General features: G+C 49.2%; 19 protein-coding genes and 2 tRNA genes. 6 read left to right on the top strand and 15 right to left on the bottom strand.

Annotated features, from left to right (window positions below):
• Nucleotides 1–6: 6 nt before the first annotated feature.
• The 13 genes from IPN95_03050 to ruvB all read right to left on the bottom strand — a co-directional run bounded on the left by IPN95_03050 (nt 7) and on the right by ruvB (nt 15,534).
• Entirely contained in the window at nt 7–969 is a 963-nt protein-coding gene (locus tag IPN95_03050) for a hypothetical protein (protein ID MBK9448394.1), read from the bottom strand.
• A 58-nt stretch (nt 970–1,027) separates the two neighbouring features.
• Nucleotides 1,028–1,555, bottom strand: coding sequence for a paraquat-inducible protein A (locus tag IPN95_03055; GenBank protein MBK9448395.1), 528 nt, complete (start codon nt 1,553–1,555; stop codon nt 1,028–1,030).
• 120 nt (nt 1,556–1,675) lie between these two features.
• On the bottom strand, nt 1,676–4,309 hold the full coding sequence (locus IPN95_03060) for an OmpA family protein (protein MBK9448396.1): 2,634 nt from the start codon (nt 4,307–4,309) through the stop codon (nt 1,676–1,678).
• Between the two features lie 509 nt (nt 4,310–4,818).
• Nucleotides 4,819–6,369: a PD40 domain-containing protein gene (locus IPN95_03065; GenBank protein MBK9448397.1), complete on the bottom strand. Its 1,551-nt coding sequence runs from the start codon at nt 6,367–6,369 to the stop codon at nt 4,819–4,821.
• The gene (locus tag IPN95_03070; GenBank protein MBK9448398.1) at nt 6,312–6,743 is read right to left on the bottom strand and encodes a CDC27 family protein; all 432 of its coding nucleotides are present in this window, start codon (nt 6,741–6,743) and stop codon (nt 6,312–6,314) included. The genes IPN95_03065 and IPN95_03070 overlap by 58 nt, the downstream gene beginning before the upstream one ends.
• A gap of 66 nt (nt 6,744–6,809) precedes the next feature.
• Nucleotides 6,810–8,972 (bottom strand): OmpA family protein, encoded by a 2,163-nt coding sequence (locus IPN95_03075; GenBank protein ID MBK9448399.1) that lies wholly within the window; start codon nt 8,970–8,972, stop codon nt 6,810–6,812.
• A gap of 142 nt (nt 8,973–9,114) precedes the next feature.
• Nucleotides 9,115–9,459, bottom strand: a complete 345-nt coding sequence (rplS, locus tag IPN95_03080) for a 50S ribosomal protein L19 (GenBank protein MBK9448400.1) — start codon at nt 9,457–9,459, stop codon at nt 9,115–9,117.
• Nucleotides 9,460–9,566: 107 nt separating this feature from the next.
• A complete protein-coding gene (gene trmD, locus IPN95_03085) occupies nt 9,567–10,244 on the bottom strand; it encodes a tRNA (guanosine(37)-N1)-methyltransferase TrmD (GenBank protein ID MBK9448401.1) in 678 nt (225 codons plus the stop codon).
• 69 nt (nt 10,245–10,313) lie between these two features.
• Nucleotides 10,314–10,574, bottom strand: a complete 261-nt coding sequence (gene atpC / locus IPN95_03090; protein ID MBK9448402.1) for an ATP synthase F1 subunit epsilon — start codon at nt 10,572–10,574, stop codon at nt 10,314–10,316.
• 9 nt (nt 10,575–10,583) lie between these two features.
• Nucleotides 10,584–12,092, bottom strand: a complete 1,509-nt coding sequence (gene atpD / locus IPN95_03095; GenBank protein MBK9448403.1) for a F0F1 ATP synthase subunit beta — start codon at nt 12,090–12,092, stop codon at nt 10,584–10,586.
• 200 nt (nt 12,093–12,292) lie between these two features.
• Nucleotides 12,293–13,222 carry a tRNA epoxyqueuosine(34) reductase QueG gene (gene queG, locus IPN95_03100; protein ID MBK9448404.1) on the bottom strand — a complete coding sequence of 310 codons (930 nt, stop codon included), beginning with the start codon at nt 13,220–13,222 and terminating at the stop codon, nt 12,293–12,295.
• A gap of 41 nt (nt 13,223–13,263) precedes the next feature.
• Nucleotides 13,264–14,484: a hypothetical protein gene (locus IPN95_03105; GenBank protein MBK9448405.1), complete on the bottom strand. Its 1,221-nt coding sequence runs from the start codon at nt 14,482–14,484 to the stop codon at nt 13,264–13,266.
• Nucleotides 14,485–14,520: 36 nt separating this feature from the next.
• On the bottom strand, nt 14,521–15,534 hold the full coding sequence (gene ruvB / locus IPN95_03110) for a Holliday junction branch migration DNA helicase RuvB (protein ID MBK9448406.1): 1,014 nt from the start codon (nt 15,532–15,534) through the stop codon (nt 14,521–14,523).
• A 363-nt stretch (nt 15,535–15,897) separates the two neighbouring features.
• Between ruvB and glmM the strand changes: the two genes are divergently transcribed.
• Nucleotides 15,898–17,292: a phosphoglucosamine mutase gene (gene glmM / locus IPN95_03115; GenBank protein MBK9448407.1), complete on the top strand. Its 1,395-nt coding sequence runs from the start codon at nt 15,898–15,900 to the stop codon at nt 17,290–17,292.
• Nucleotides 17,292–18,440 (top strand): cysteine desulfurase, encoded by a 1,149-nt coding sequence (locus IPN95_03120; GenBank protein MBK9448408.1) that lies wholly within the window; start codon nt 17,292–17,294, stop codon nt 18,438–18,440. The genes glmM and IPN95_03120 overlap by 1 nt, the downstream gene beginning before the upstream one ends.
• Before the next feature lie 147 nt (nt 18,441–18,587).
• Here the strand turns inward: IPN95_03120 and IPN95_03125 are convergent.
• Together IPN95_03125 and IPN95_03130 are read right to left on the bottom strand one after the other, a co-directional pair.
• Nucleotides 18,588–18,662: transfer RNA gene (locus IPN95_03125), tRNA-Val, on the bottom strand.
• Between the two features lie 89 nt (nt 18,663–18,751).
• Nucleotides 18,752–18,825 (bottom strand) — tRNA-Ile (locus IPN95_03130).
• Between the two features lie 284 nt (nt 18,826–19,109).
• Here IPN95_03130 and IPN95_03135 point away from each other — a divergent pair.
• From IPN95_03135 to IPN95_03150, 4 genes are all read left to right on the top strand, one after another.
• Nucleotides 19,110–20,012, top strand: coding sequence for a universal stress protein (locus tag IPN95_03135; protein MBK9448409.1), 903 nt, complete (start codon nt 19,110–19,112; stop codon nt 20,010–20,012).
• 50 nt (nt 20,013–20,062) lie between these two features.
• Complete coding sequence (locus tag IPN95_03140; GenBank protein ID MBK9448410.1) at nt 20,063–21,616, top strand: PAS domain S-box protein; 1,554 nt, start codon at nt 20,063–20,065, stop codon at nt 21,614–21,616.
• Nucleotides 21,613–22,677 carry a response regulator gene (locus IPN95_03145; protein ID MBK9448411.1) on the top strand — a complete coding sequence of 355 codons (1,065 nt, stop codon included), beginning with the start codon at nt 21,613–21,615 and terminating at the stop codon, nt 22,675–22,677. The genes IPN95_03140 and IPN95_03145 overlap by 4 nt, the downstream gene beginning before the upstream one ends.
• Nucleotides 22,678–22,846: 169 nt before the next feature.
• Nucleotides 22,847–23,293 carry a universal stress protein gene (locus tag IPN95_03150; protein MBK9448412.1) on the top strand — a complete coding sequence of 149 codons (447 nt, stop codon included), beginning with the start codon at nt 22,847–22,849 and terminating at the stop codon, nt 23,291–23,293.
• The last annotated feature ends 9 nt before the right edge of the window (nt 23,294–23,302 follow it).

The following is a 23,302-nucleotide window of genomic DNA, read 5'->3' on the forward strand; positions in this document are numbered from 1 at the left end:
CGCGCATCAACCGCGGCTAACCATCGCAAACATCTCCGCAAGCAGGATTTTGGCAAAGTCCTGATTGTTTCCCAAAGCATTTTGAAATGCCATCCAATCCGGTTTCGCATTCAATGAAAGTACTTTTGCAGATGTTGAGGCATCACTTGAAACACTTTCGCATTTAAGCTTGACGCTGAATGCTTTGAGGCCAGTAGCGTCGGAGATTTTCTTGGCCCATTCAAGGTATGTGCGATGCAACTTGTCGGTGACATCGGTTGCGCCGCCTCCACCGCCTCCAGGATTCTTGACTTGGATCGCTACGCCTTGCAGCACCACTTCGCTGAGGTAGGCAGCTTGATCACGTAGCAGTTGCCTTGTTTCGGCATCAATCTGAACCTTATCTGATTCCGAGGCAGTTATGTTATGACGGTCAATGAGTTCCTCCAAAGTTTGCACGCCATCTCCCGTCAAACGCAAGGCTGTCCTTGTAATTCCTGAAACCAATTCTCCACCGATGATCAAAAGTTCAAGATCCTCGCCCTCTGCCTGCTCTTCGAGGAGCCAAGTAGCATAGTCATCGGCAAAGGTATCGAGATGCAATTCGAGGTCTTGGAGATGCTTGAGATTGGAGGCCACCCCATGCCCATCAACGCTGAATGCCGGTAGACAACGGTAAATCTTGCCTTCGATCCAGAATTCGCCAATCAGGCGCTCCAACTGCGCTGTACTTGTTTGCTCGGAATCCAACTTGAACACTTTGCTGGCAGGAGTGGGGATCGCCAATTCCGCGAGGTAAAAGCGTGTGATCGGGAGGTCGCTGCAAATCGTTGTTCCCAAATGGGAATTGCTGCCCAGGATGGATCCTTGGAATACAATTTCCGTCTGACCGGCATGGGTGAATTTGACAGCTTCCTGTCCCCAGGCGACGGAGAGGTCCTGAACGGTGATTCCTGCGTTTTGGGCGGCTTCGATGAGTCGTTGTTGCATAAGATGATACGTGATAATTCTGGGTGAAAAAGGGAACCTACGATAGGCAAGCAGCAGTTCAGTTGCTTTCGGTGATTTCTCTGGACGGACCTTTTGGAAATTGAATGAGCTGAACGGCAATAATGGAAGTAATGCAGTAAGCTGTAAAGAAGTAAAATCCACTTCGAAGCTCTGCATGCATGTTTTCATTGGTTTTCAAGCTCAAGTAGGCGATGAATACACCGACCACAAAAACATCTGCCATGCTCCATTTGCTGATGAGTCCGACAAATTTATGCATGCGGTAGGTTGCGTTGCGGGAAGGCGAAAGTGCGACAAATCCCATGATCAAGGCTTTTGCAAAAGGCACCAATACGCTGAAAAGAAGTATGAGGAAGGCTACAAAACCGTTTCCGTTTTCATTGAGGCTTCCGATGGTGCCCAAAATACTGCGCGTTTCGTCCAGAACGGATTGCTTTCCAAGCAGCGGTATCGAAAAGGAGGCTTCAAGCGTCAAAAGATCATTCATCAGCCCGGGAATAAGCAAGCCAACTGAAATCAGCAGCAATACAAATCCGACCAAGTTTCTAGGTTCCAATGCCTTCATTCCGCCAAATTACAGGTTGCGCGTTGGATTGTCTCCACTTTGCCTAAAAAAAATCGAGGCAACCACCTTGCGGTGGTCACCCCGTCCTCGTATTAAATTCTTGAGTAGCCCGTATACAAATTAAGGAATGCTCTTGGCGACCACTTTGCCATTGCGCAGGAGCCTGAACTCCACGCGACGGTTGTTTTGGCGACCATTGGCATTGTCATTGGTGTCGATGGGGTCAAGTTCACTGAAGCCCTTGGTCATCAACTTGATGTTTTTCAATCCTTTGTCTTGAAGGTAGTTGTAGGCCATCTGCGAACGGTTTTCTGAAAGCGCCTGATTGTAATCCACCGAACCCATCGCATCGGTATGGCCGGCGATTTCAAGTGACAATTCTGGATGAAGCGCGAGGTAGTTGGCCAAAACATCGAGATTCTTCTTGGAAACATCCCGCAGATCAAATTGGTCGAAATCAAAATAGATGTTCCGGAATTCGAGTGCATTCAGCTCCTTGTAAAATGCCGCGTCATCGTCTGTGGCATTTACAGTGGCATTCCCTGCCTTGATTTCATCTTTGCCGCTTTCGAAACCCGCCTTGATTTCATCTTTACCGCTGAGTCCGGTCTTGATATCGTTTTTAGAAGTAGAAGGGGAGAAGGAAGTACTGCTTTCGCCGGTTCCAGCGTCCACCATTCTATTCAATTCAAGACCACTTGGGTTGTCAAAACCAGGCAATCCCCTCGGAGATGTATGGTCGACGACAATTCCCTCCACACCCTTGCGAAGCCGTACCGATTGGAGCACGACCTCGTCGTTGCGGATGATGCGCAATTCAGTCCGCCGATTGAATTGCCTGCCCGCATCGTTGTCGTTGGTTTCCATTGGCCGGTTTTCGCTGAAGTGATCGAGCACAATCCGATCGGGTGCGATACCTTTTTTGATCAAATAGGCGCGTGCATTTCTTGCTCTTCGATTGGAGAGATCCACATTGTAGTCAAACGTGCCAAACCAGTCGGTATGCGACATCAACGCGACTTTCAAATCTGGATTTTGGGACAGCAGCTCGATGGCCCGATCCAGTTCATCCGCCGCATCAGAACGGATAAAGTCTTGGTCAAAGTCGTAGTAGATGTGTTGAAGTTCTACCGCCGCCCGCGGTATCTCTTCAATCACCTCAGTTGGTTTGACCAGGAACATGTTCTTTTCCAGAAAGACATCATCTTCGTTCAGAACCGGAGTCATGATCGACTCAGAAACAGAGTTGTAGCCTTCAGCACTTGCTACGAGCGAATACGTTCGCTGCGGTTCCAACATAAAATAATACCTGCTGGAATCGGTTCCTGTCAGCACCGAATCCAATACTTCATTGGTCTCAACATCGACCAATCGCACCATTGCTTTGAGGGTGTCCAGTGTTTGGACGTCTTGTACTAAGCCCGCGATTTCTACAATATGGTAGCGACGAGGGTAGGGGTAATAAGGAAATCGAATGTGGTAAATGTCCTTTTCACCATAGCCGCCTTCCATTCCGCTGGCATAGTATCCGCTTTTGCCATCCAACGCCAACACAAAATAGATGTCGTCGTCAGGTGTATTCACGGGCGAACCCATGTTGAGCGGTTCCAACCATGCTGTTTTGTCCTGATCCGCAAATTCCGTGACGAAAATGTCAAAACCACCCATGCTTCCGGGACCATTGCTCGAATAGTAGAGCGTCTTTCCATCGGGGTGGAAATAGGGAGCATCTTCGTCGAAGGCCGTGTTGACGGTTGCACCCAAATTGATCGGTTCCGTCCACTTGGTCTTGCCTTCCTTTTTCACCATGTAAATGTCCCTGCCACCAAACCCACCTGGGCGATCGCTGGTAAAGAACATCACACTGCTGTCTGCGCTTTGGCAGATGCTCGCTTCATAGAATTTTGAGTCGAGCGGACGTTCCACCGTGCTGGGTTCGCGCCATTTTTGCTCGACATCATCAAACTTGGTCACATAGAGGCCACCGGCCTTTTTGTGACGGTAGATGTAGAGCGTCTGACCGTCGGCAGTGAGCGAAATCGTCGCATCATGCCCCGCAGCGTTTACCGGTTTCCCGATATTTTCTCCAGGACCCCATTGGCCGTCTACTTTGTGAGAGACATAGATGTCTTCGTCATAAAAGTAGATTTCGGGCTTGGCGCCCAAGCATTCCGGACGACGGGCAGTGTAGATCAAGACGCTGTCATTGGCTGAAATCACCGGGCTATGCTCGGAAAATTCGCTGTTGATCATGTCTCCCATGTTTTCGATCTTCACCTGCTCGGCATCGGCCTTGTTGGCGAGTTTCTTGGCATACAGACATTGCGTGATCCTGTTGTTCACCCATACATACTCAGGGCTGGATGGCTCATAACGTTCCGAATCCTTGTGGTAGGCCTCTACTGCGCGGTCAAAGTAGAGGTTGTAATGGAGCGTCAAACCATACCAGTAGTAAAACTCCTTGTCAATGTCGGGGTTCAGTTTCTCGACCTTCTCAAAATAGGGAAGGGCCTGATTCTTCTTGTAGGTAATGTAAAGGCATTTTCCCATCCAGAAGTTGTAGTAGGCGCTGTTGGCGTCTTCCTTCAACAATTCCTGAACATAGGGCAAGGCCTGCTGGAACTCTTCGTAGCGAAGATGTTCTTTAGCAGCCTTCAAGGAGTTCTTGTACTCCTTGTTGCTCCCGCCTTTGCCTTGACCAAAGGCAATCGACGAGCTAGCCAGCAAGAAAAATACGAGGAATCTGAACTTCATAATACGAGGAGGTTAAAACATCCGTTCTTCTTGGCAGCCCATCAAGGACTGCTGTTGAAAACTTATAGGATTTCCACGTCTTCCGTACTCAGAGGCGGTCGCAAGGACCCGAACTGCATCAACTGTGGATATGTTGATAAAATTCGATTGCAAGATATGAATTTTTCCGATTGTCAAGTAAAATCTTTGAAATTTTTTCAATTCACTTGATTCGAAGCGCATTTTATTCTTGATATATAGATGTTTATATGTTGATAACTCAACAATAACTTCAATCTTCTAGCGAAATAGACACATTTTGGATCAATGTGGGTAATTGTTGAAGTGGATGGTGTTAGCGTTCTGCAAACCAACGAACTACGCCGAAATTCAAGATTGAAGTGGATTTGAAATGAAAAGCAGTCGGAAATGGACTAATGGTTCTCTTTTGAAAGAATATCGTTAAAAAGAGAAGGCCCGAGCTTTTTATGCCCGGGCCTTCGTTGGTATTTCACAAAAATCTGGAAGGGTTAATTCTCCAGAATTTTCAATTCCGTTCTCCGGTTGAGTTGCTTGTTTTCCTTTGTGTCGTTGGCGACAACCGGTGACTTTTCGCCGTAACCTTTTGCCACCATGCGCTCCATGGGAATGCCCTTCTTCACAAGGAAGTCCACCACGCTCTGCGAGCGGTTTTGTGAAAGTGTTTCATTGTGCTCATCCGAGCCGTCGCTGTCAGTATGTCCGCCAATCTCGATTTTGAGTGTGGGGTTGTCCAGCATCAGTTTGTTGAGGCGCTCCAATTCCGAGACAGATTCAGGCCTCAAAGTTGCCTTGTCGACGTCATAGAAGATGTTGTTGAGCACGATACCTACACCGATTTCAATTTTATCAAGCGCTACATCTTGGACGACTTCTTGGAATCCTTCTGCCTTAGGAATGTTCACGTTCAGGGACTTAAACAGGTATCCTTCACGTTCCACTGTAATACCGTAGTTGCGGCCCGAAGGCAATGAAACGAGGTATTTTCCAGAGGCTGAATTCGAATTGAGTGTTGAAACGACGACGTTGCGGTCGTTGTCGATCACAGTGATTGCACCCTCCAGCGGAAGCCCCGTTTTTGCATCTGTGACGACGCCTTTGAGAATGGTCAAGGCATTGACTACAACAACCGGCTTCAGCGTATCCTCTGTCTTCACTACGACTGCAGGCTTTTCCTCCTCGATTTCGATTTTGTAGATGTCTTTTTCCCCGTAGCCGCCCTCTTTGGCCGATGCGTAGTAGCCGTCTTTTTTGTCAGCCGACAACACGAAGTAAATGTCATTGTCGGGTGTGTTGATCGGGTAACCCAGGTTTTCGGGTGTCGACCAGCTGCCATCGGGTTGCAAAGTGGTTTTGTAGATGTCAAAGCCACCCAAACAATCGTTGCGTCCGGTGCTCGAGAAATAGAGGGTAACGCCGTCGGGATGGAAGAATGGACTGTCGTCGGCAAACAACGTATTGATTTTCGGGCCGAGATTTTTGGGAGCGCCCCATTTTTTGTCGGGTTGGAGTTCGCTCATGTAGATATCGGTGTCCCCAAAGCCTCCAGCGCGATCCGAGGTGAAAAACATCCGTTTTCCATCTGGCGAGATGCTCACTGTTGTTTCGTAGCTCTTGGAATTCACAGGTTCCCCGACCGATTTTGGATCGGTCCACTTCTTTCCATCCAAATGGGATTCGAAGATGTCTCCTCCAGCCGGTGGATTCCGGTAAATGAAGAGGTTTTGACCATCCGGGGACAGTGCAATGGAGGCGTCCATGGCATTGGTGTTGATTTCCTTGATGGGGCGGGGATTTGCCCAGCCTTTTCCTGCTTTGTCGGCGATGTACACGTCTTCCAGTTCACAGGTGGGGTCACCTTTACAGCCGACATTGTCCGGGCGCACAGTGGTGTAGATCAACACGGTTTCGTCGGCATCGATGATAGGGCTGTGTTCCGAAAACTGCGTATTCACCGGAGGGCCAACGTTCACGATTTTTGCCTTCACGGGATTGGCGACTGCTTGTTTGGCATACTTGCAATGCTCGATTTCGCGGGCCATTTCAGCATGGCGGGGTCCTTGTTCGTAATCTTTGTCATCCCACGGGTGTACTGCACGATCGCTTCATCAAATTTAAGCGTGTAATGCAGGCATCTGCCGTAGTAGTAGCTGAGTTCGGGATCCACGTCCTTGTTCAAGCCAAAGGCCTTCTCAAAGTGCGGCAAAGCCTCCTTCTTCTCATAATTCTGAAACAAGCATTTGCCCAAAAGGAACTGAGACATCGAATTGTTGGGGTTGTATCCAACAGCTTCTCTCAAGAATGGGATCGCCGTTTTATATTCGTCGTATCCCAAAGCCTTTTCCGCATTCGCGAGTGCCTTCTTTTCATTTTGGCCGAAAGCGAAAGTGGTTCCGATCCCCAGGATCAGAACCACTGTTATTATCGATATTCTATTCATTCTAAGGAACTTAAACAATCTTGGTGAGAGTAATACTTGCGATTACTCAATAATGAACAATTCAACACGTCGATTCCACTTTTTGGACTCTGGACTGTCGTTGGGATAGATCGGCATTGCCTCACCCATTCCCGAGATATTCAGTCGTTTGGGGTCAATTCCGCGATCAGTCAGGTACTTGGCAACAGCCTTGGCCCGGTTTTCAGAAAGTTCCAAGTTATGGTCCTCACTTGCATCGGAGTCGGTGTGGCCGATCACATTCAGCTTCATGTGCGGGACTTTGTTCATCACGGTCACGACGTTTTCCAAATCCTTGATGTAGTCTGATTTGATCAAATGCTTGTCCACATCAAAAAATTGCCAGGTAATCACGAGCTTGTTGGCTTCCGTGAGTTTCTGCAGGCCGATATCTTCGTAGTGGCTGAGCAATTGACCGCTTGGAGCTACTCCAAAATCCTCATAATAAGGCAAATATTCGTTTGCCTTGACCCTGATCATGTATTTCCGTCCGCTTTCAACCGGGAACATGTAGTTTCCTGTTTTTGGATTCGTCGGCAAAACATCGATGACTTCATTGGTAACCGGGTCAACAAGTTCGACGACCGCATCCAAGGGTTTTTCGGTAACAGCATCTTTGATGGTTCCTGAGACCACGTTGTATTTGCCAACGGAGGAAGCAACCGGCACCACATTGGGATCGCATTGATCCACTTTCACTTCGATTTTGTATTCCCTGCCGCTTACGGGCAATACAAAGCGGTATTTAGCCCCATCTTCGACTACCGCTTTGGCAGTTTCAATTACCTCATCCGTTTCCTGGTCTATCAACATGACATCAGCCGCAACCGGTTTTCCAGTTTCCTTATCCAAAACTGTGCCAGCGATCACGTTGGTTCCTGGGATATCGGTGGATGGCGAAGCGAAATAGAGGTCTTTTTCGCCATAGCCGCCGGGACGGTCGGAGGAAAAGTAGAACCCTTCCGTACCTTCTTTCCAAACAAGGTAAATATCATCTCCAACGCTATTGAGCGGCCATCCGAGATTTTCTGGTTTCCCCCATGAGCCGTCGGGCTGCATTTTGCAGACAAAAAGGTCAAATCCTCCCATACTGTTATGGCCACGGGATGCGAAATACATCCTTTTACCGTCGGGGGTGATGAACGGAGCATCGTCGTCGTAAGGCGTATTGATGGATGCACCCAGGTTTTCTCCAGCAGTCCATTGGCCGTTGGCATCCAAAGTGCTTTTGTAAATGTCCTTCATTCCAAGCCCATCGGGCTTGTCGCTGACCCAATACAAAGTTTTGCCGCCTTCAGTGATAAATACCGAGCACTCGTTGTATTCCTTGGTGTTGATGTTGTCACCAATACTCTCGCGTTTGCTCCATTCGCCGTTTTCTCCCTCTTTATGGGAAACGTAGACGTCACCTTGGTTACGATTGTCGACGTAGTAAATGAGCGTATTTCCGTCTTCAGACAGGTTGATCGAGGCATCATGCGTCCACCGTGGGATCGGTTTGATGAACAATTTCGACTTGGCCCAAACATTGTTGCTGTAGTTCGCCTCGTAAACTTCCTCGTTAATGTCTTCCACATGGAAGCGACGGCGATTGATCTGATTTACACTACGCGGCTTTCTTGTGGTGTAGATCATGTATTGATATTCGTCGGAAAATGTCGATGAGTATTCAGGATAGGAGGTATTGACGTATTCCCCGAGGTTTTCGACTTTGTAGTTGACGACCTTCCGAATGGATTTTGGACCATTTTGACACTGGATAATCCGCATTTTTGTATCGGTATAGAGCCAGCTTTCGGGCTCAAGTCGAGACAGGTCTGCTTGGTAATAGGTGATCGCTTCCTCAAAGTTGAGGTTCATGTGCATGGCACGCGCCAAATAATAGTTGATGTCTTCGGCAATGCTCTGGTCGAGATTGAACGCTGCGACCAAATAGGGAAGTGATTGCGCTGGCTGATCACCCTCATATACTGACTTGCCCAGCATGTAGGCATATTTGGCGTTTTCAGGATCAAGGTTGAATGCGGCTTTCAGGTATGGTGCTGCCTTGATGTAGTCGGCCCGCTTGTAAAAACGCTTTCCTTTGCGGAAGGCTCCTCTCGGATTTGATTCGTTTGCGTAGCCCAGAGAACAAGTACTAAATATAGCCAAAAGCAGCAAGCCCAAGGTAAAAAAGAGCTTTTTCATTTTGCGTTTTTTGAATATCTGCTAAATAATTGATCGAAGCTAAAAGTAAAACTAAAAGCCGAAATTTCAAAAAGCGTTAAAAGCAAAAAAGCGACTCTTTGTGAAGAATCGCTTAATTATTTTTGCTGGAAAACGGCCGGTATTAGCGGCGTTCCCTGATCCTTGCTGACTTTCCAGTGAGCTTACGCAGATAGAAGATACGCTTGCGGCGCACAACACCACGTTTGACCAATTCAACCTTGTCAATGTTAGGTGAGTTGACAGGAAAGATACGCTCGACACCCACGTCGTTTGACATTTTGCGGACGGTGAAAGTAGCAGTGCCACCTTTACCTACACGCTGAATGCAAACTCCTTGGAATTGCTGGATACGCTCTTTGTTACCCTCTTTGATACGCACATGCACGTTGACGGTGTCACCTGCGCCAAATTTTGGGAAATCCTCCCTGCGGAACTCCGCCTCTACCAATTTTATAAGATCGTTCATCTTATTGAGCTTTTAGCTTTTGATGCTGTCCAAGAATTTTAAAAAGGAATGCAAATGTAATGGTATTTCCGTACCGAACAAACTCTGAATAAAAAATATTCATGCAATCATTCATCCAACAAGTCTGGACGTCGCTTTTTCGTCTTTTCCCAGGCCTGTTCATCGCGCCAACGCTCGATATGCGCATGGTTGCCACCCAGAAGCACTGCCGGGACTTCATGCCCCTCAAAGGATGCCGGCTTCGAATACATCGGTGCATCCAACAAATTGCTTTGAAACGAATCTGAAAGCGCAGAAGTCTCGTCGCCCAAGACGCCCGGCAACAACCGCACGATTGCATCGGTCAAAACGATTGCAGCAATCTCGCCACCCGTCAGCACATAGTCACCAATCGAGATCTCACGCGTGATGAAAAGATCCCGCACACGCTGGTCAATTCCCTTGTAGTGTCCACAAAGCAGGATAATGTTTTTGTAGAGGCTAATGCCGTTAACCATTTGCTGATTAAGGACTTCGCCATCCGGAGTCAGGTAGATCACCTCGTCGTATTCACGTTCCGATTTCAGTTTCCGGATCGCAGCGGCAATGGGGGCTACCATCAGGATCATGCCTGCACCGCCACCGTAGGGAGTGTCATCAATGCTTTTGTGCTTGTCGGTACTATAATCACGCAAGTCATGAACATGGATCTCGCAGAGCCCTTTGTCTTGCGCCCGTTTCAGGATGCTCGTCTTCAAGGGACTTTCCAATTGGGCAGGAACGCCTGAAATAATGTCGATTCGCATAGTGATTCAGTACCGTTTCAAATTGAAAAAGCCGGGAAACCCGGCTCTTTCAGTATTTTTCTAGACAGATTATTCGGCAGTTACATTGCCTTCAACCTTTTCGACCAATACAATGACCTTGTTGTTGAGAACCTCGACCACGCCACCTTCGGCTTGGAATTGGCTCTCGCCAGCGGTGGTCTTGACAGTGATCGGTCCCTTGTCGAGGGTCGAGATGACCGCGGCGTGGCCGTTGAGCACCTGAAACTGACCTTCGGAGCCTTGGACTGTCACAGACGAGACTTCGCCCGAAAAGACTTTCCTGTCTGGTGTGATGATGTCAAGTTGCATAATCGTCGCTTAGTTGACTGCTGCCAATTCTTTCTCACCTGCCTCAATCGCTTCTTCGATGCTTCCTTTGAGGTAGAATGCCTTTTCTGGAAGGTGATCAAGGGCGCCGTCCATGATCATGTTGAAGCCTTTGATGCTGTCCAACACATTCACAAACTTGCCTTTGAGACCGGTGAACTGCTCTGCAACGAAGAAAGGCTGGCTCAAGAAGCGCTGCACCTTGCGGGCACGCGAAACGGTGAGTTTGTCTTCCTCCGAAAGCTCGTCCATACCCAAGATGGCGATGATGTCTTGCAAGTCTTTGTATTTCTGCAAGATACCGATCACGCGGGTGGTGCAGAGATAGTGTTCTTCGCCGACGATGTCTGGCGAAAGCACTTTGGAAGTCGATGTCAATGGATCCACAGCAGGGTAGATACCCAATGCAGACAATGGACGTGACAATTCGGTGGTAGCATCCAAGTGGGCAAAGGTGGTTGCCGGTGCCGGGTCGGTGTAGTCGTCCGCAGGGACGTACACAGCCTGGATCGAAGTAATCGAACCGCGGCGGGTCGAGGTGATACGCTCCTGCATGGCACCCATTTCAGATGCCAAGGTTGGTTGGTAACCCACAGCGGATGGCATACGACCCAAAAGTGCGGATACTTCGGAGCCTGCTTGGGTGAAACGGAAGATGTTGTCGATGAAGAACAACACGTCACGGCCACCTGATTTCTCATCGCCATCACGGAAGTACTCGGCGATGGACAGACCGGAAAGGGCCACACGTGCACGTGCACCTGGAGGCTCGTTCATCTGGCCAAACACCAGGGTCACTTGGGACTCCTTCATTTCTTCCATATCCACAGCCTCAAGCGGCCAACCGCCTTCGCCCATCGCATGGTGGAATTTCGAACCGTAACGGATAACATTCGCTTCGATCATCTCACGGAGCAAGTCGTTACCTTCACGGGTACGCTCACCCACGCCTGCAAACACGGACAAACCGGAGTGTGCCTTTGCGATGTTGTTGATCAATTCCTGGATCAAAACCGTTTTACCCACACCTGCACCACCAAAGAGACCGATTTTTCCACCTTTGAGGTAAGGAGCGATCAAGTCGATGACTTTGATACCGGTATAGAGGATTTCAGCCTCGGTGCTCAAGTCTTCAAACTTAGGCGCCGAACGGTGAATAGGATATCCTTTGGGTGAATTGGGCTGTGCAAGTCCGTCAATGGCGGTACCGACCACGTTGAAGAGGCGGCCTTTGATACCTTCGCCGGTTGGCATCTCGATGGTGTGACCAAGGTCAATGACCTCGATGCCACGCTCCAAACCGTCGGTGGAGTCCATGGAGATGGTACGCACCTTGTTTTCACCCAAGTGCTGCTGCACTTCGAGGTAAAGGATCGATCCATCTCTGCGATTCACGATCAATGCATCAAGAATTTTGGGGAGTTGTACCCCTTCGCCGCTGAATTCGACGTCCACGACTGGGCCGATGACCTGCGCGACTTTTCCTTTATTCTGTGCCATTTACTATAAGTAATGTGTATTCTAAGCCATCTCAAAAACGGGGCAAAGTTAGAAAGGCATTTGGGAATAACCAATCGGAGTGAATGAAAATGTTCACATCTTGATTGTGAATAGGCCTGATTGTCCAAATTCGAGGAAATGAAACAGTAAGTCGAATCGCTCAATCCTGAATTCAATTCCCCAAATGAAAATGTACCAATTCAACCCAAATCCTGATTCTGCAAATTCTGCAAATTCTGCTCCATTTTGTCCCATTTCACCCGCGACATCGCCGAATGCTTCGTCAGCTTCTTAAACTGCTTTTCGTCCAAGGCCGCCCATTCCGCCTTGCCAAATTCCAAAATATGGCTCAATGGCTTGAAATCGCCGCCATTGGGGGTCGCAAACGAATTCCAAGGACATACCTGTTGGCAGATATCACAGCCATAAGCCCAGTTTTCAGTTTGAGCGCGAAGTGTGGGTGGGATATTTTCCCGGAGCTCGATGGTCAGGTAGCTGATGCACTTGCGGCTGTCGATTTGATAGGGGGTCAGCGCTTCGGTCGGGCAGGCGTCGATACATTTGGTGCATGTGCCGCAGTAATCCTTCATCGGACCGTCGTATTCTAGCTCAAGGTCGAGGATGATTTCGCCAATGAAGTACCAAGAACCCATTTTGGGGTGAATGAGGTTGGTGTTCTTCCCGATCCAACCCAATCCGCCACGGGTTGCCCAGGCTTTGTCCATGACTGGGGCAGAATCGGTGAATACCCGTGCATTGACTTCGCCGACATTCGCCTGAATCCATTCCAAAACGCGGTGGAGCTTGTTTTTGATCACCTTGTGATAGTCCTCGCCCCAGGCATACGTCGAAATCTTGGGCGCATCCGCAGGTTGATGGTGGGAAGGATCCGGAAAATAATTGAGCAAGACGCTGATCACAGACTTGGCGCCATCAACGAGCAACCTTGGATCAACCCGCTTGTCGAAATGGTTTTCCATCCAAGACATCGTTCCATGCCGGCCTTCGTGCAGCCATTGTTCCAAGTCCTTGGCCTCCTTTTCCAGAAAACCTGCTTTGGAAATTCCGACCAAGTCAAATCCCTGCAACGTGAGTTGCTGCTTGATTTGGGATGTGATGCTGGAGGACAGTGTGAGTGCGAGTGTGAGTGAACAGTGCTGACGCCAGGGCGTCAGTGAGGCAAAGCCTTCAGGGAATCCATATAGAATTTACCAAACAACATCGTCGGAAGTGCGCAATCCCCGTGGTTGAGGTTATTCGCAGTCTCGAAAATGCTTACGGTGGTCGCACCGGCGGCGATGAAGTGGTTGTAGGCCACGATGGTATTCTGATAATTCACCTGATCGTCGCTGCTACAGTAGAACATCTTCACCGGCGTTTTGGGGATCCAATCGTAGAGGTCATTGTCGCGAAGGGCTAACTTCAACGGGTGATTGGGATCGGCTTCGTAAGCTTCCATCACGGAATCCACGATCATGTAGCGCGGTACAGGATTGGAAACATTGTTGATTTCGCCAATCGAATGCGTACCGTCAAACATCGGCGGAATGATCGAGTCATAAGGCGGTTTCAGCAATTTGGTCGGATCATCGACGATATGGTAGATGTAGTTGTAGCTGAAAATTACGTAAGGAAGGTATCCGGGAGTGGGATAGGGGTCATACCCGACAATCACGGCCTCTTGCACTCCCGAACAATCATAGGGCCCGGCCATCGGTGCTGAACCGGTAACGGTAAATTCGTCTCCGTAGTAGTTTTGAATCTCGCGGTGGGTCGCCATCGTGGCATGCCCGCCTTGGCTGTACCCAAAGAGGAACAGGCGACCATCCCATTCACGACCAACCGTCGGCGCAAAGTCCCGGCAGGCGCGCAACATGTCGATGGCTGCGGTTGCCTCCGATTTTGCATGTATATAGTAATGTGGTCCAGGACCTTCGCCAAGGCCAAGGTAGTCAGGCAAGGCACAAAGGTAGCCGCTTGTGGCCATCACGATGCCGATGATCACCTCGCTGCCGCGTTGGCTCGCCATGTTGTAATCGGCTGTTTCCGTCCCGTGTTGATAACTTGCCAGTGGCATCGCCTCCAAATCAACCCCGGTCGGCACCGCAAATGCACCCGAAGCAAGGATGATCTTTCCAAAGGGATCGACCGTTTGGTAAATCATACGGTAAACGGCCACTCCGTATTCTGACCCCAGAAAGGAGGAGGCTCCGCCTCCCAACGTGTTGATGATCGAATCCACTTGGTCCACATTCCACGTTTCCATCAAGGATGTGGCCACAATCGCCCCGCGAGGGTCTGCTTTCGTGATCACCGGCTCCTCGTTAAAGTCCCCGCAACTTACCATGAGGGACAAGCAGGCGATCATCGCCAACACGTAGTTTTTCTTCATACTCTGTTTTCTGTTGGGGTTGAATCCCTTCACAAGTTAGAAAAGAGTTCCCTGATCTCCTGAGGGAAGGATGTCAAAATGTTTAAATGCCCTCTCAGTCGCCATTCTTCCCCTCGCAGTGCGCTTGAGGAAACCCTCCATGATCAGATAGGGTTCATAAACTTCTTCAATGGTTTCGGCTTCCTCGCCCACGGCCGTGGCGATTGTACTCAGCCCGACGGGTCCTCCCTTGAATTTCTCAATGATGGCTCTCAAGATCTTGTTGTCCATGTCGTCCAAACCGGATTCGTCGACATCCAATGCATTGAGCGCATATTTGGCGATTTCCATGGTAATGACACCATCGCCTTTGACCATGGCGAAGTCACGGTTTCTTCTCAGCAATCGGTTGGCAATACGGGGCGTCCCGCGGCTACGCCTTGCGATTTCGAGGGAAGCATCCTTCTCGATGGGAACGCCCAATACCTGCGCCGACCTGCGGATAATCCTTGCCAATGTCGCTGCATCGTAGTATTCCAGTCGGAAGTTGATGCCAAAACGGGCGAGGAGCGGGGCGGTGAGCAAGCCTGTGCGCGTGGTGGCACCCACGAGCGTGAACGGGTTCAAGGCGATTTCCACGCTCCTGGAATTCGGGCCGGATTCTATCAGGATGTCAATCTTGAAATCCTCCATCGCTGAATAGAGATATTCCTCGACGATCGGGCTCAGGCGGTGAATCTCATCAATGAAGAGCACGTCCCGTGGTTCGAGATTGGTCAAAACGCCGGCAAGATCCCCTGGCTTTTCCAGAATCGGTCCTGAAGTCGCCTTGATGTTGGAGCCGAGTTCGTTGGCAATGATATAGCTCAACGTGGTTTTTCCCAATCCCGGCGGGCCATGCAGGATCACGTGATCCAAGGCATCACCGCGCATTGCCGCCGCCTTTACGAAGATTTGAAGGTTTTCCACCAGTTTCAACTGCCCGGTAAACTCTTCAAACCGTTGCGGACGCAAGACAATGTCTTCGTCTTTGTCCAACGCATTTCCCGCGTCCATGATTGGGTCCTTCATACAAGTACAAGTATAGGCACCATCGGGGAATTAGAAATGAGAAATTAGAAATGAGAAGTGGTAGCGGAAGCAAATAGGTGGATCGACCTTCCAATCGCCTATCCAACCTAGAATTCTGGGTATCCTTTGGGTTGTGGATGCGCAAGAAGTAGAATCGCTTTCCGGGTCCTTGCTATTGTGCGTCGCCACGAATCCATTTGTCGCGTTGTTTCAGAGTCCTCCTTTTGAATCCCCATTTCTCATTTAACATTTGCTTGCGCGATTGCTTCGCAATTCTAATTTCTCATTTCCAACCTCTTAGCTATTTCCAACGTGTGTCTCCCGAAAAGTTCGCATATTTGCAGCAGGTAAAACGGGTTGGATATGACATTGATTGCTTCCATTTCAGGTATCAGAGGCACGATCGGCGGAGAAAGTGAAATGAATCTGACGCCTATCGACATCGTGAAGTTCACCTCAGCCTTCGGGATGTGGATGACAACGAAGTCCTCTTCGCGCAAAGTGGTCATTGGCCGCGACGCACGCCCTTCAGGAGAAATGCTGGAAAACCTTGTCAAAGGCACACTCGTCGGGCTTGGGTTCGAAGTGCTGAATCTTGGGCTCAGTACCACGCCGACGGTCGAGATGGCCGTTGTCGAATTTGAAGCAGCAGGCGGGATCGTGCTCACTGCAAGCCACAATCCGCAACAATGGAATGCTCTCAAACTTTTGAATCGCAAAGGCGAGTTTGTGACCAATAAGGCGGGAATTGACATTCAGGAAATTGCCAAGAATGGCTATTTCAACTTTGCGACCATTGATCAAATCGGAAAAGTCACTGAGGTTCAGGGTTTTGTTGATGTTCACATCCAGAAGATTCTGGACTTGCCATATATCGACTCATTTGCCGTGGGAGCCTCTGGCCTTAAAATTCTTGTAGATGGTGTCAACAGCAGCGGAAGCGTCTTTGTTCCCCAATTGCTTCGCGCAATGGGGATTACCGACATCATCGAGGTCAACAGTACACCTGACGGACATTTTGCACATAATCCGGAGCCGCTCAAGCAAAATTTGCTAGATACCTGCGCTGCCATTCAGATGCATGGTTGCGATCTGGGGATCGTCGTGGATCCTGACGTAGACCGGTTGGTTTTGATTGATGAAACAGGCGAGTTGTTTGGAGAGGAATACACCTTGGTGGCCGTAGCCGACTTCATGTTGCAACAGAAGAAAGGTGTGGTGGTCTCCAATCTTTCCAGCAGCCGTGCTTTGCGCGACCTTGCAGAAAGTCATGGCTGCGCCTATTTTGCCTCGGCAGTAGGCGAGGTGAACGTCACTGAAATCATGAAGCGGAAGGATGCCGTGATTGGTGGCGAAGGTAATGGAGGGGTGATCGCCCCTGATCTGCACTACGGGCGCGATGCGCTCGTCGGTATTGCAATTTTTCTCACCCATTTGGTGAAATCGCGCAAAAAAGTATCCGAATTGCGTGCTACCTATCCCGATTATTTCATGTCCAAGCAAAAGGCCGATCTCGACCAAGGCGTGGACATGCAGGAATTGCTGACCCAGTTGGAGGCAAAATACAGCGCCGAGGAGACCAATAACATCGATGGACTCAAAATCGATTTCCCAGCTTCTTGGGTTCATTTGCGCAAATCCAATACTGAGCCGATCATTCGCATTTATTCCGAGGCCAAAACACAGGCCGAGGCTGATCTTCTTGCCGACAATTTCAAGGCGGAGATTGTATCAATGGTTGAAAAAACGCAAGGATAATGAATAGGATTTACCTGGACAATGCTGCAAGTACACCCATCGATCAGGAAGTACTTGAACACATGGTTTCGGTTTTGCGCGACTTTCACGGAAATCCTTCTTCCGTACATGCGCACGGTCGCCAGCTGCGCACGATCATCGAAAAAGCGCGAAAAGAGATTGCAGAAATGGTAGGCGCCGCCCCTTCCGAGATATTTTTCACAAGTGGGGGTACAGAAGCCGACAATCTCGCCATCAAATGCAGTTTTGGTGCCGATTCGCCCTTGGGACAGATCATCAGCACCGAAATTGAGCACCATGCCGTAACGCATTCTGTGGAGCATGTCGCTGCAAAAGGTGTCCCGGTTACTTGGCTAAATGTAGATCAGGAAGGCTTCCCCGACCTCAATCAGCTGGAAGACCGCCTCAAAAACGGTCCACGAGCCTTGGTGAGCCTCATGCATGGGAACAATGAACTTGGAACGATGATCGATTTTGTCCAAGTTGCTGAACTTTGCCACCGCTACGGAGCGATTTATCATAGCGACACCGTGCAGACCATGGCGCATGTTCCGTACAAGCTCAGCGACATTCCAGTCAACTTTGTGACTGCATCAGCGCACAAGTTTTATGGTCCGCACGGGATTGGATTCCTCTACATCAAGTCGGGAACGCGGATTCCGCCGCTGCTTTGTGGAGGATCGCAGGAGCGCAACATGCGCGCCGGAACCGAAAATGTAGCTGGCATCGCAGCAATGGCCTACGCCTTGCGTAAATGCTACGGCAACCTCGAAGCCAAAAACGACCATCTTTGGTCACTGAAAGAACGCATGAAGGCCGGTCTTGAACGATCGATTCCTGGAATCACCTTCAACGGAGCCACCGAAAGAGGGCGTTCATTGCCGACCGTCCTGAACACTGCATTCCCATCCGTGGAAGAGGAATCGATGCTGTTGTTCAATTTGGACATTAACGGCATCAGTGCATCGGGCGGTTCGGCATGTACGAGTGGCAGTGTCAAGGGCAGCCATGTTTTGCACGGAATAGGTTGCACCGCTGCGCGCGCTTCCAACAGCGTTCGTTTCAGCTTCGGAATGCAAAATACGCTTCAAGAGGTGGACGAGGCATTGGCAAAGATTGAAAGCTTTGCTGCCGTTCGCGTATCGTAATCTCTTTATTGTAAGGATTCTACCCATGAAAATGGCCTCAAGAAATCTTGAGGCCATTTTCATGGGTAGCCAAAGATGACAAGTCCATTCACAAGGAAATGCATCCCCCCTGAAAACAGAAAAGACCACTCGGAAGTGATCTTTTTGTGGGGCGTACTGGATTCGAACCAGTGACCTTTGCAGTGTGAATGCAACGCTCTGAACCAACTGAGCTAACGCCCCAAAGCAGTTTTGGTTTGCCTATGGGGATGGGATGAAGTTGCCAATTTGGACTACTTTCTCAAACCCGATTCGCGCACCCAAACCAGCGGTGGGCCCACCAGGGATCGAACCTGGAACCACCTGATTATGAGTCAGGTGCTCTAACCGACTGAGCTATAGGCCCAAAATTCAAAAAACGTAGCTTTTAGCTGCCTTTTTTAAAGGTTTGGCAAATTACGGGAAGGGGAATGGATTTTCAAAATCACAATGGACAAGATATAAAAGTTTTGAGAAAAATTGTTCCTGAGCTGTTCATTTCCGATCTTGGACCGTAGATTTTTCGGTCACTTGAGAAATTCGCTTGCGTTGAAAAACATGACGAAAGTCAGTAAATAGGTTGATGGAACTCACGCATCAGGGTAAACAAGGTGGCTTTATTTGCATTCCAGACACTGATCAAAGTCGTTTATGATTTTCACAGAATATTCTTACAAAACGTTGGCAGCAAAGGTGGACCTGCTGGGAGAAGATGATTTGCTGAAGCGCATTTTCGTCCCGGTGGACTTTTCTGACTGCTCTGATAACGCGATTCGGTATGCAGTGGCAATCGCCATTCGTACGGGTGCAGAGATTTTCCTATTCAATAGCGTACAGGTGCCGCTTCAGGCTGCCGAAATGGCAACCTATCCCTTGGACGCCCTCGAAAAGGAAGCCGCGCATCGAATTGGGAATCTTGCCCAGGAAATCACGAATTGGCTGGACAAGGAACGCTTTCGCAAGCTGAAAGTCCATCATCAGGTTGCCATTGGCTTTGCAGCTGAGGAGATTGCACTAAAGGCCAAGGCGATGGAAGCTGATCTCGTAGTGATGGGCACGCGCGGGACCGGTGCGATTGAGGGGATGATTCTCGGTAGCAACGCAAGCTCCGTCGTACAAAATGTCACCTGTCCGGTGCTCGTGGTTCCTGAGGATGCCGAGTTTCACGGATTTGACCGGATCGCCTATGCCAGCGACATGCACGAGGTGAATGCCAAAGCCATACAGACTTTGGTTCATTTCGCCAGCCATTTTCACTCCGAAATCAATGTTCTGCATATTCTGACCAAGGCTGATGAGCTCTCCACAGAGCAGGCCAATAGCTTTCGCGAACAATTTAAGAAGGTTGCCAAGTATGGTAAGGTAAGCTTTCACATAGCTTATGCCGAGGATAAGTCTGTGGCGACGATGATTGAAGAATTCATGGATTCCAATGCTGTGGAGATCGTTGCGATGGTCACGCATCACCGGAGCTTTTTTGACAAACTTTTCCACCCAAGCCTTACCAGGCGCCTCACCGTACATGCACGAAAGCCATTGCTGGCTTTCCATTGACGGAAAATCCAACCAACGCAAAGACATCGGCTATACCTTTCAAAGACCGGATGAAATCCACTGAAAGCCAAGATACCCGTCCAAAAGAGGCAAAGTTCGATCACATCTGTGAGGCTTTGTTCTCCTCCGCCGCCGAGGGGCTCGTCGTGGTGGACCGTCGTGGAATTATCAAATTGTACAATCTCCGCGCCGAGGAAATGTTTGGATACACCCGCGAGGAAATGCAGGGGCAGCCGGTAGAACTGCTTGTTCCTGAAGCCTTTAGGGCCAAACATGTAAAAAACAAGGAGGGTTATCTTCAAAACCCAAGCACACGGTCCATGGGCATGGGGCTGGACCTTATGGCACGGCGCAAAGACGGAACAACCTTTCCCGTCGAAATCTCACTGAATTACTTCGAATCGGAAGGTGAGCAATATGCCATGGCGCTGATTTCAGATATCACGCGTCGGAAGGCGGTCGAGCAGCAGCTTGCCAAGCTCAACGAGGAATTGGAGGGTCGGGTACAAGAGCGCACGCATGAGCTCAGGGAGAGCCAGCATCTGTATAGCGTGATTGCACGCAACTTCCCCAACGGAAGCATCAATGTGTTTGACAGGGACTTCAATTACATCTTTGCAGAAGGGCGTGAATTGTTCAGAATGGGTGTAACAAGTGACCAACTGGTCGGCACCAATTATCTTGCCCGTCTTTCTCCCGTAGTACGGGAAACGGTTGGCACCAAGCTGAAAACAGTTTTTGAAGGCCATAGCCTTAGTTTTGACCTGGACCTCGAAGATAAGACATTTGAAATCCATGCAGTTCCGCTGCGCGATTCCGATGGACTTATCAGTCGTATCATGGTCGTGGAAACCAATACCACGCAACAAAAGCGCGCCGCGGCAGACATCATCAAGGCGCTGGAGAAAGAAAGACAGCTCAATGAGCTCAAATCGCGGTTTGTCTCGATGGCTTCGCATGAATTCCGCACCCCACTCAGCACAATTCTCACTTCCATCTCGCTGCTCAACAAATACACAGGTGCCGAACATGAGGAGCAGCGGATTAAACATTTTACCAGAATTCGCACATCAGTCCACAATCTCACTGCCATCCTGAATGACTTTTTGTCGCTTGACAAGCTGGAAAGCGGCATGTTGGCGCCGAACGCAGAGGATTTTGACTTGTTTTCCATGGTAGAAGACCTGATCGATGAAATGCAGTCCATCTGCAAATCAGGGCAGGTCATCAAACATGTTTATCAGGGCGAAAAGCAAGTGAAAGTCGATCGCAACATGGTGCGCAACATCATCCTGAACCTGCTTTCCAATGCCATCAAATATTCTCCGGATGGGAAAACAGTTGAAATTCAGGTACATGTAAGCGATGGAAAGATAAGGATGGATGTCCGCGATGAAGGAATCGGGATTCCCGAAGGGGATGTAAAGCATATGTTTGAACGCTTTTTCAGAGCGCACAATGCCATCAATATTCAAGGCACTGGCTTGGGCCTCAACATTGTGAAGAAGTACATCGATTTGATGAACGGGGATATCTGGTTTGAGAGCACACCAGGAAGGGGTTCGGTTTTTAGTTTTGTGTTACCTCAAAAGTTAATGTCATGAAGAAGATTTTGCTGATTGAAGACAATCCAGAAATGCGGGAAAACACCGCTGAGATTCTGGAGTTTGCAGGCTATCAGGTTTCTGCCGCCGTGAATGGACGGGAAGGCATTCAAAAGGCAAGGGAGGAGAATCCTGATTTGATTCTTTGCGACATCATGATGCCCGAGATGGATGGCTATGCGGTTTTGTTCTTGCTCAACAAGGACCCGAAAACGGCTGGAGTTCCGTTCATTTTCCTTACCGCGAAGGCAGATAAGAGCGAAATGCGCAAAGGAATGAACCTTGGCGCGGATGATTACCTGACCAAACCTTATGAGGAAATGGAACTGCTCGACGCCATCGAGAGCCGTTTCAAGCGCAGTGAAATCGTGCGGAAAGACTTCACCAATGACTTGACAGGGTTAAATGCATTTTTGGATGAGGCCAAGGGCAAAGAAGCCTTGGGGAAACTTTCAGCCGACCGCAAAACCAGGGTTTTCAAGCGCAAAGAGAATATCTATTACGAAGGCGAATATCCCAATAATCTCTATTTCATCATCAAAGGCAAGGTAAAAGGCTGGCGGATGAATGAGGACGGCAAGGAATTGATCACCGACCTTTACAAAACCGGTGAATTTCTCGGCTATTTGCCTTTGATTACGAATGTTCCCTTTACTGAAACTGCCACCGCCTTGGAGGAGACTGAGGCAGCTTTGATCCCTAAAGATGACTTTTTGGAGTTGTTTCATCGTGATCGCGACGTGGCTTACCGGTTCATCAAGATGCTCGCAAGCAATGTGCATGAAAAAGAAGAGAAGCTTTTGAGCCTCGCCTACAGCAGCGTGCGCGCGCGTGTCGCCGAGGCACTGTTGCACCTGCGTGATAGATATCAGGAGAAATCAACGGGACCTTTCAGCATCAGCATCTCCCGAGATGACCTTGCTGGAATGGTCGGCACAGCGACAGAATCGTTGATTCGCACGCTTTCTGAATTCAAAAACGAGCATTTGCTTGAAATTTCAGGACGCGAAATCACCGTTCTGGATACCCACGGGCTTGAACGTGCGCGTCAGTACTATTGATTCGCTGAAATTCCATGAGAGAAATCAGTTTTTTCGCTGACCGTTTTCATATCAGTTTTACCGACTTGGGATCAGCTTTGTGGAGTCAAATTCAGTACCCAAAAGACATAACAGGGGTCGTATTCTAAGAAATTGATTATTGGGCCGTTCCAAAGGAGTGCCGACAATTATGAAACAGCGAAGCTATAAAGTCCTTGTGCCGATCGATTTCTCCGAACATTCGAGGTATGCAGTGGAATTTGCGCTGAATTCATTCGGTAGCCGCTTGACACATCTTTTTCTGCTCCATGCCTACAAGGAAAATAGCCCCGGAAATGCCCCTTTGATTTCATTGATCGACATTTTGCGTGAAAAATCAGAACGCCTGATGCAGCAGGAAGTCCTGAATTTGAAGCCATTGATCGATGAGGGCAATGTCATTCTGAAGACCTACAGCAGGTTTGACGGGTTCCTCCATTCGATTTCAGAAATCGCAAATTCAGAGGATGTCGATTTGGTGGTGATTGGCACAAATGGTCATACCCACCCCAGACTCGATCAACGCGATGACGATCCGGGATTTCTGGTGCACAAACTCAACAAGCCCATCTTGCTGGTTCCAAAAATTGCTAATTAGGCCGCATTT

This window comes from Bacteroidota bacterium (assembly GCA_016718825.1).
In the GTDB taxonomy this organism is placed as follows: Bacteria; Bacteroidota; Bacteroidia; order J057; family JADKCL01; genus JADKCL01.

Coding starts and splice junctions, on each gene's coding strand:
- IPN95_03050 (MBK9448394.1), bottom strand. CDS start 969: ATGCAACAACGACTCATCGAAGCCGCCCAAAACGCAGGAATCACCGTT.
- IPN95_03055 (MBK9448395.1), bottom strand. CDS start 1,555: ATGAAGGCATTGGAACCTAGAAACTTGGTCGGATTTGTATTGCTGCTG.
- IPN95_03060 (MBK9448396.1), bottom strand. CDS start 4,309: ATGAAGTTCAGATTCCTCGTATTTTTCTTGCTGGCTAGCTCGTCGATT.
- IPN95_03065 (MBK9448397.1), bottom strand. CDS start 6,369: ATGGCCCGCGAAATCGAGCATTGCAAGTATGCCAAACAAGCAGTCGCC.
- IPN95_03075 (MBK9448399.1), bottom strand. CDS start 8,972: ATGAAAAAGCTCTTTTTTACCTTGGGCTTGCTGCTTTTGGCTATATTT.
- rplS (MBK9448400.1), bottom strand. CDS start 9,459: ATGAACGATCTTATAAAATTGGTAGAGGCGGAGTTCCGCAGGGAGGAT.
- trmD (MBK9448401.1), bottom strand. CDS start 10,244: ATGCGAATCGACATTATTTCAGGCGTTCCTGCCCAATTGGAAAGTCCC.
- atpC (MBK9448402.1), bottom strand. CDS start 10,574: ATGCAACTTGACATCATCACACCAGACAGGAAAGTCTTTTCGGGCGAA.
- atpD (MBK9448403.1), bottom strand. CDS start 12,092: ATGGCACAGAATAAAGGAAAAGTCGCGCAGGTCATCGGCCCAGTCGTG.
- IPN95_03105 (MBK9448405.1), bottom strand. CDS start 14,484: ATGAAGAAAAACTACGTGTTGGCGATGATCGCCTGCTTGTCCCTCATG.
- ruvB (MBK9448406.1), bottom strand. CDS start 15,534: ATGAAGGACCCAATCATGGACGCGGGAAATGCGTTGGACAAAGACGAA.
- glmM (MBK9448407.1), top strand. CDS start 15,898: ATGACATTGATTGCTTCCATTTCAGGTATCAGAGGCACGATCGGCGGA.
- IPN95_03120 (MBK9448408.1), top strand. CDS start 17,292: ATGAATAGGATTTACCTGGACAATGCTGCAAGTACACCCATCGATCAG.
- IPN95_03135 (MBK9448409.1), top strand. CDS start 19,110: ATGATTTTCACAGAATATTCTTACAAAACGTTGGCAGCAAAGGTGGAC.
- IPN95_03140 (MBK9448410.1), top strand. CDS start 20,063: ATGAAATCCACTGAAAGCCAAGATACCCGTCCAAAAGAGGCAAAGTTC.
- IPN95_03145 (MBK9448411.1), top strand. CDS start 21,613: ATGAAGAAGATTTTGCTGATTGAAGACAATCCAGAAATGCGGGAAAAC.
- IPN95_03150 (MBK9448412.1), top strand. CDS start 22,847: ATGAAACAGCGAAGCTATAAAGTCCTTGTGCCGATCGATTTCTCCGAA.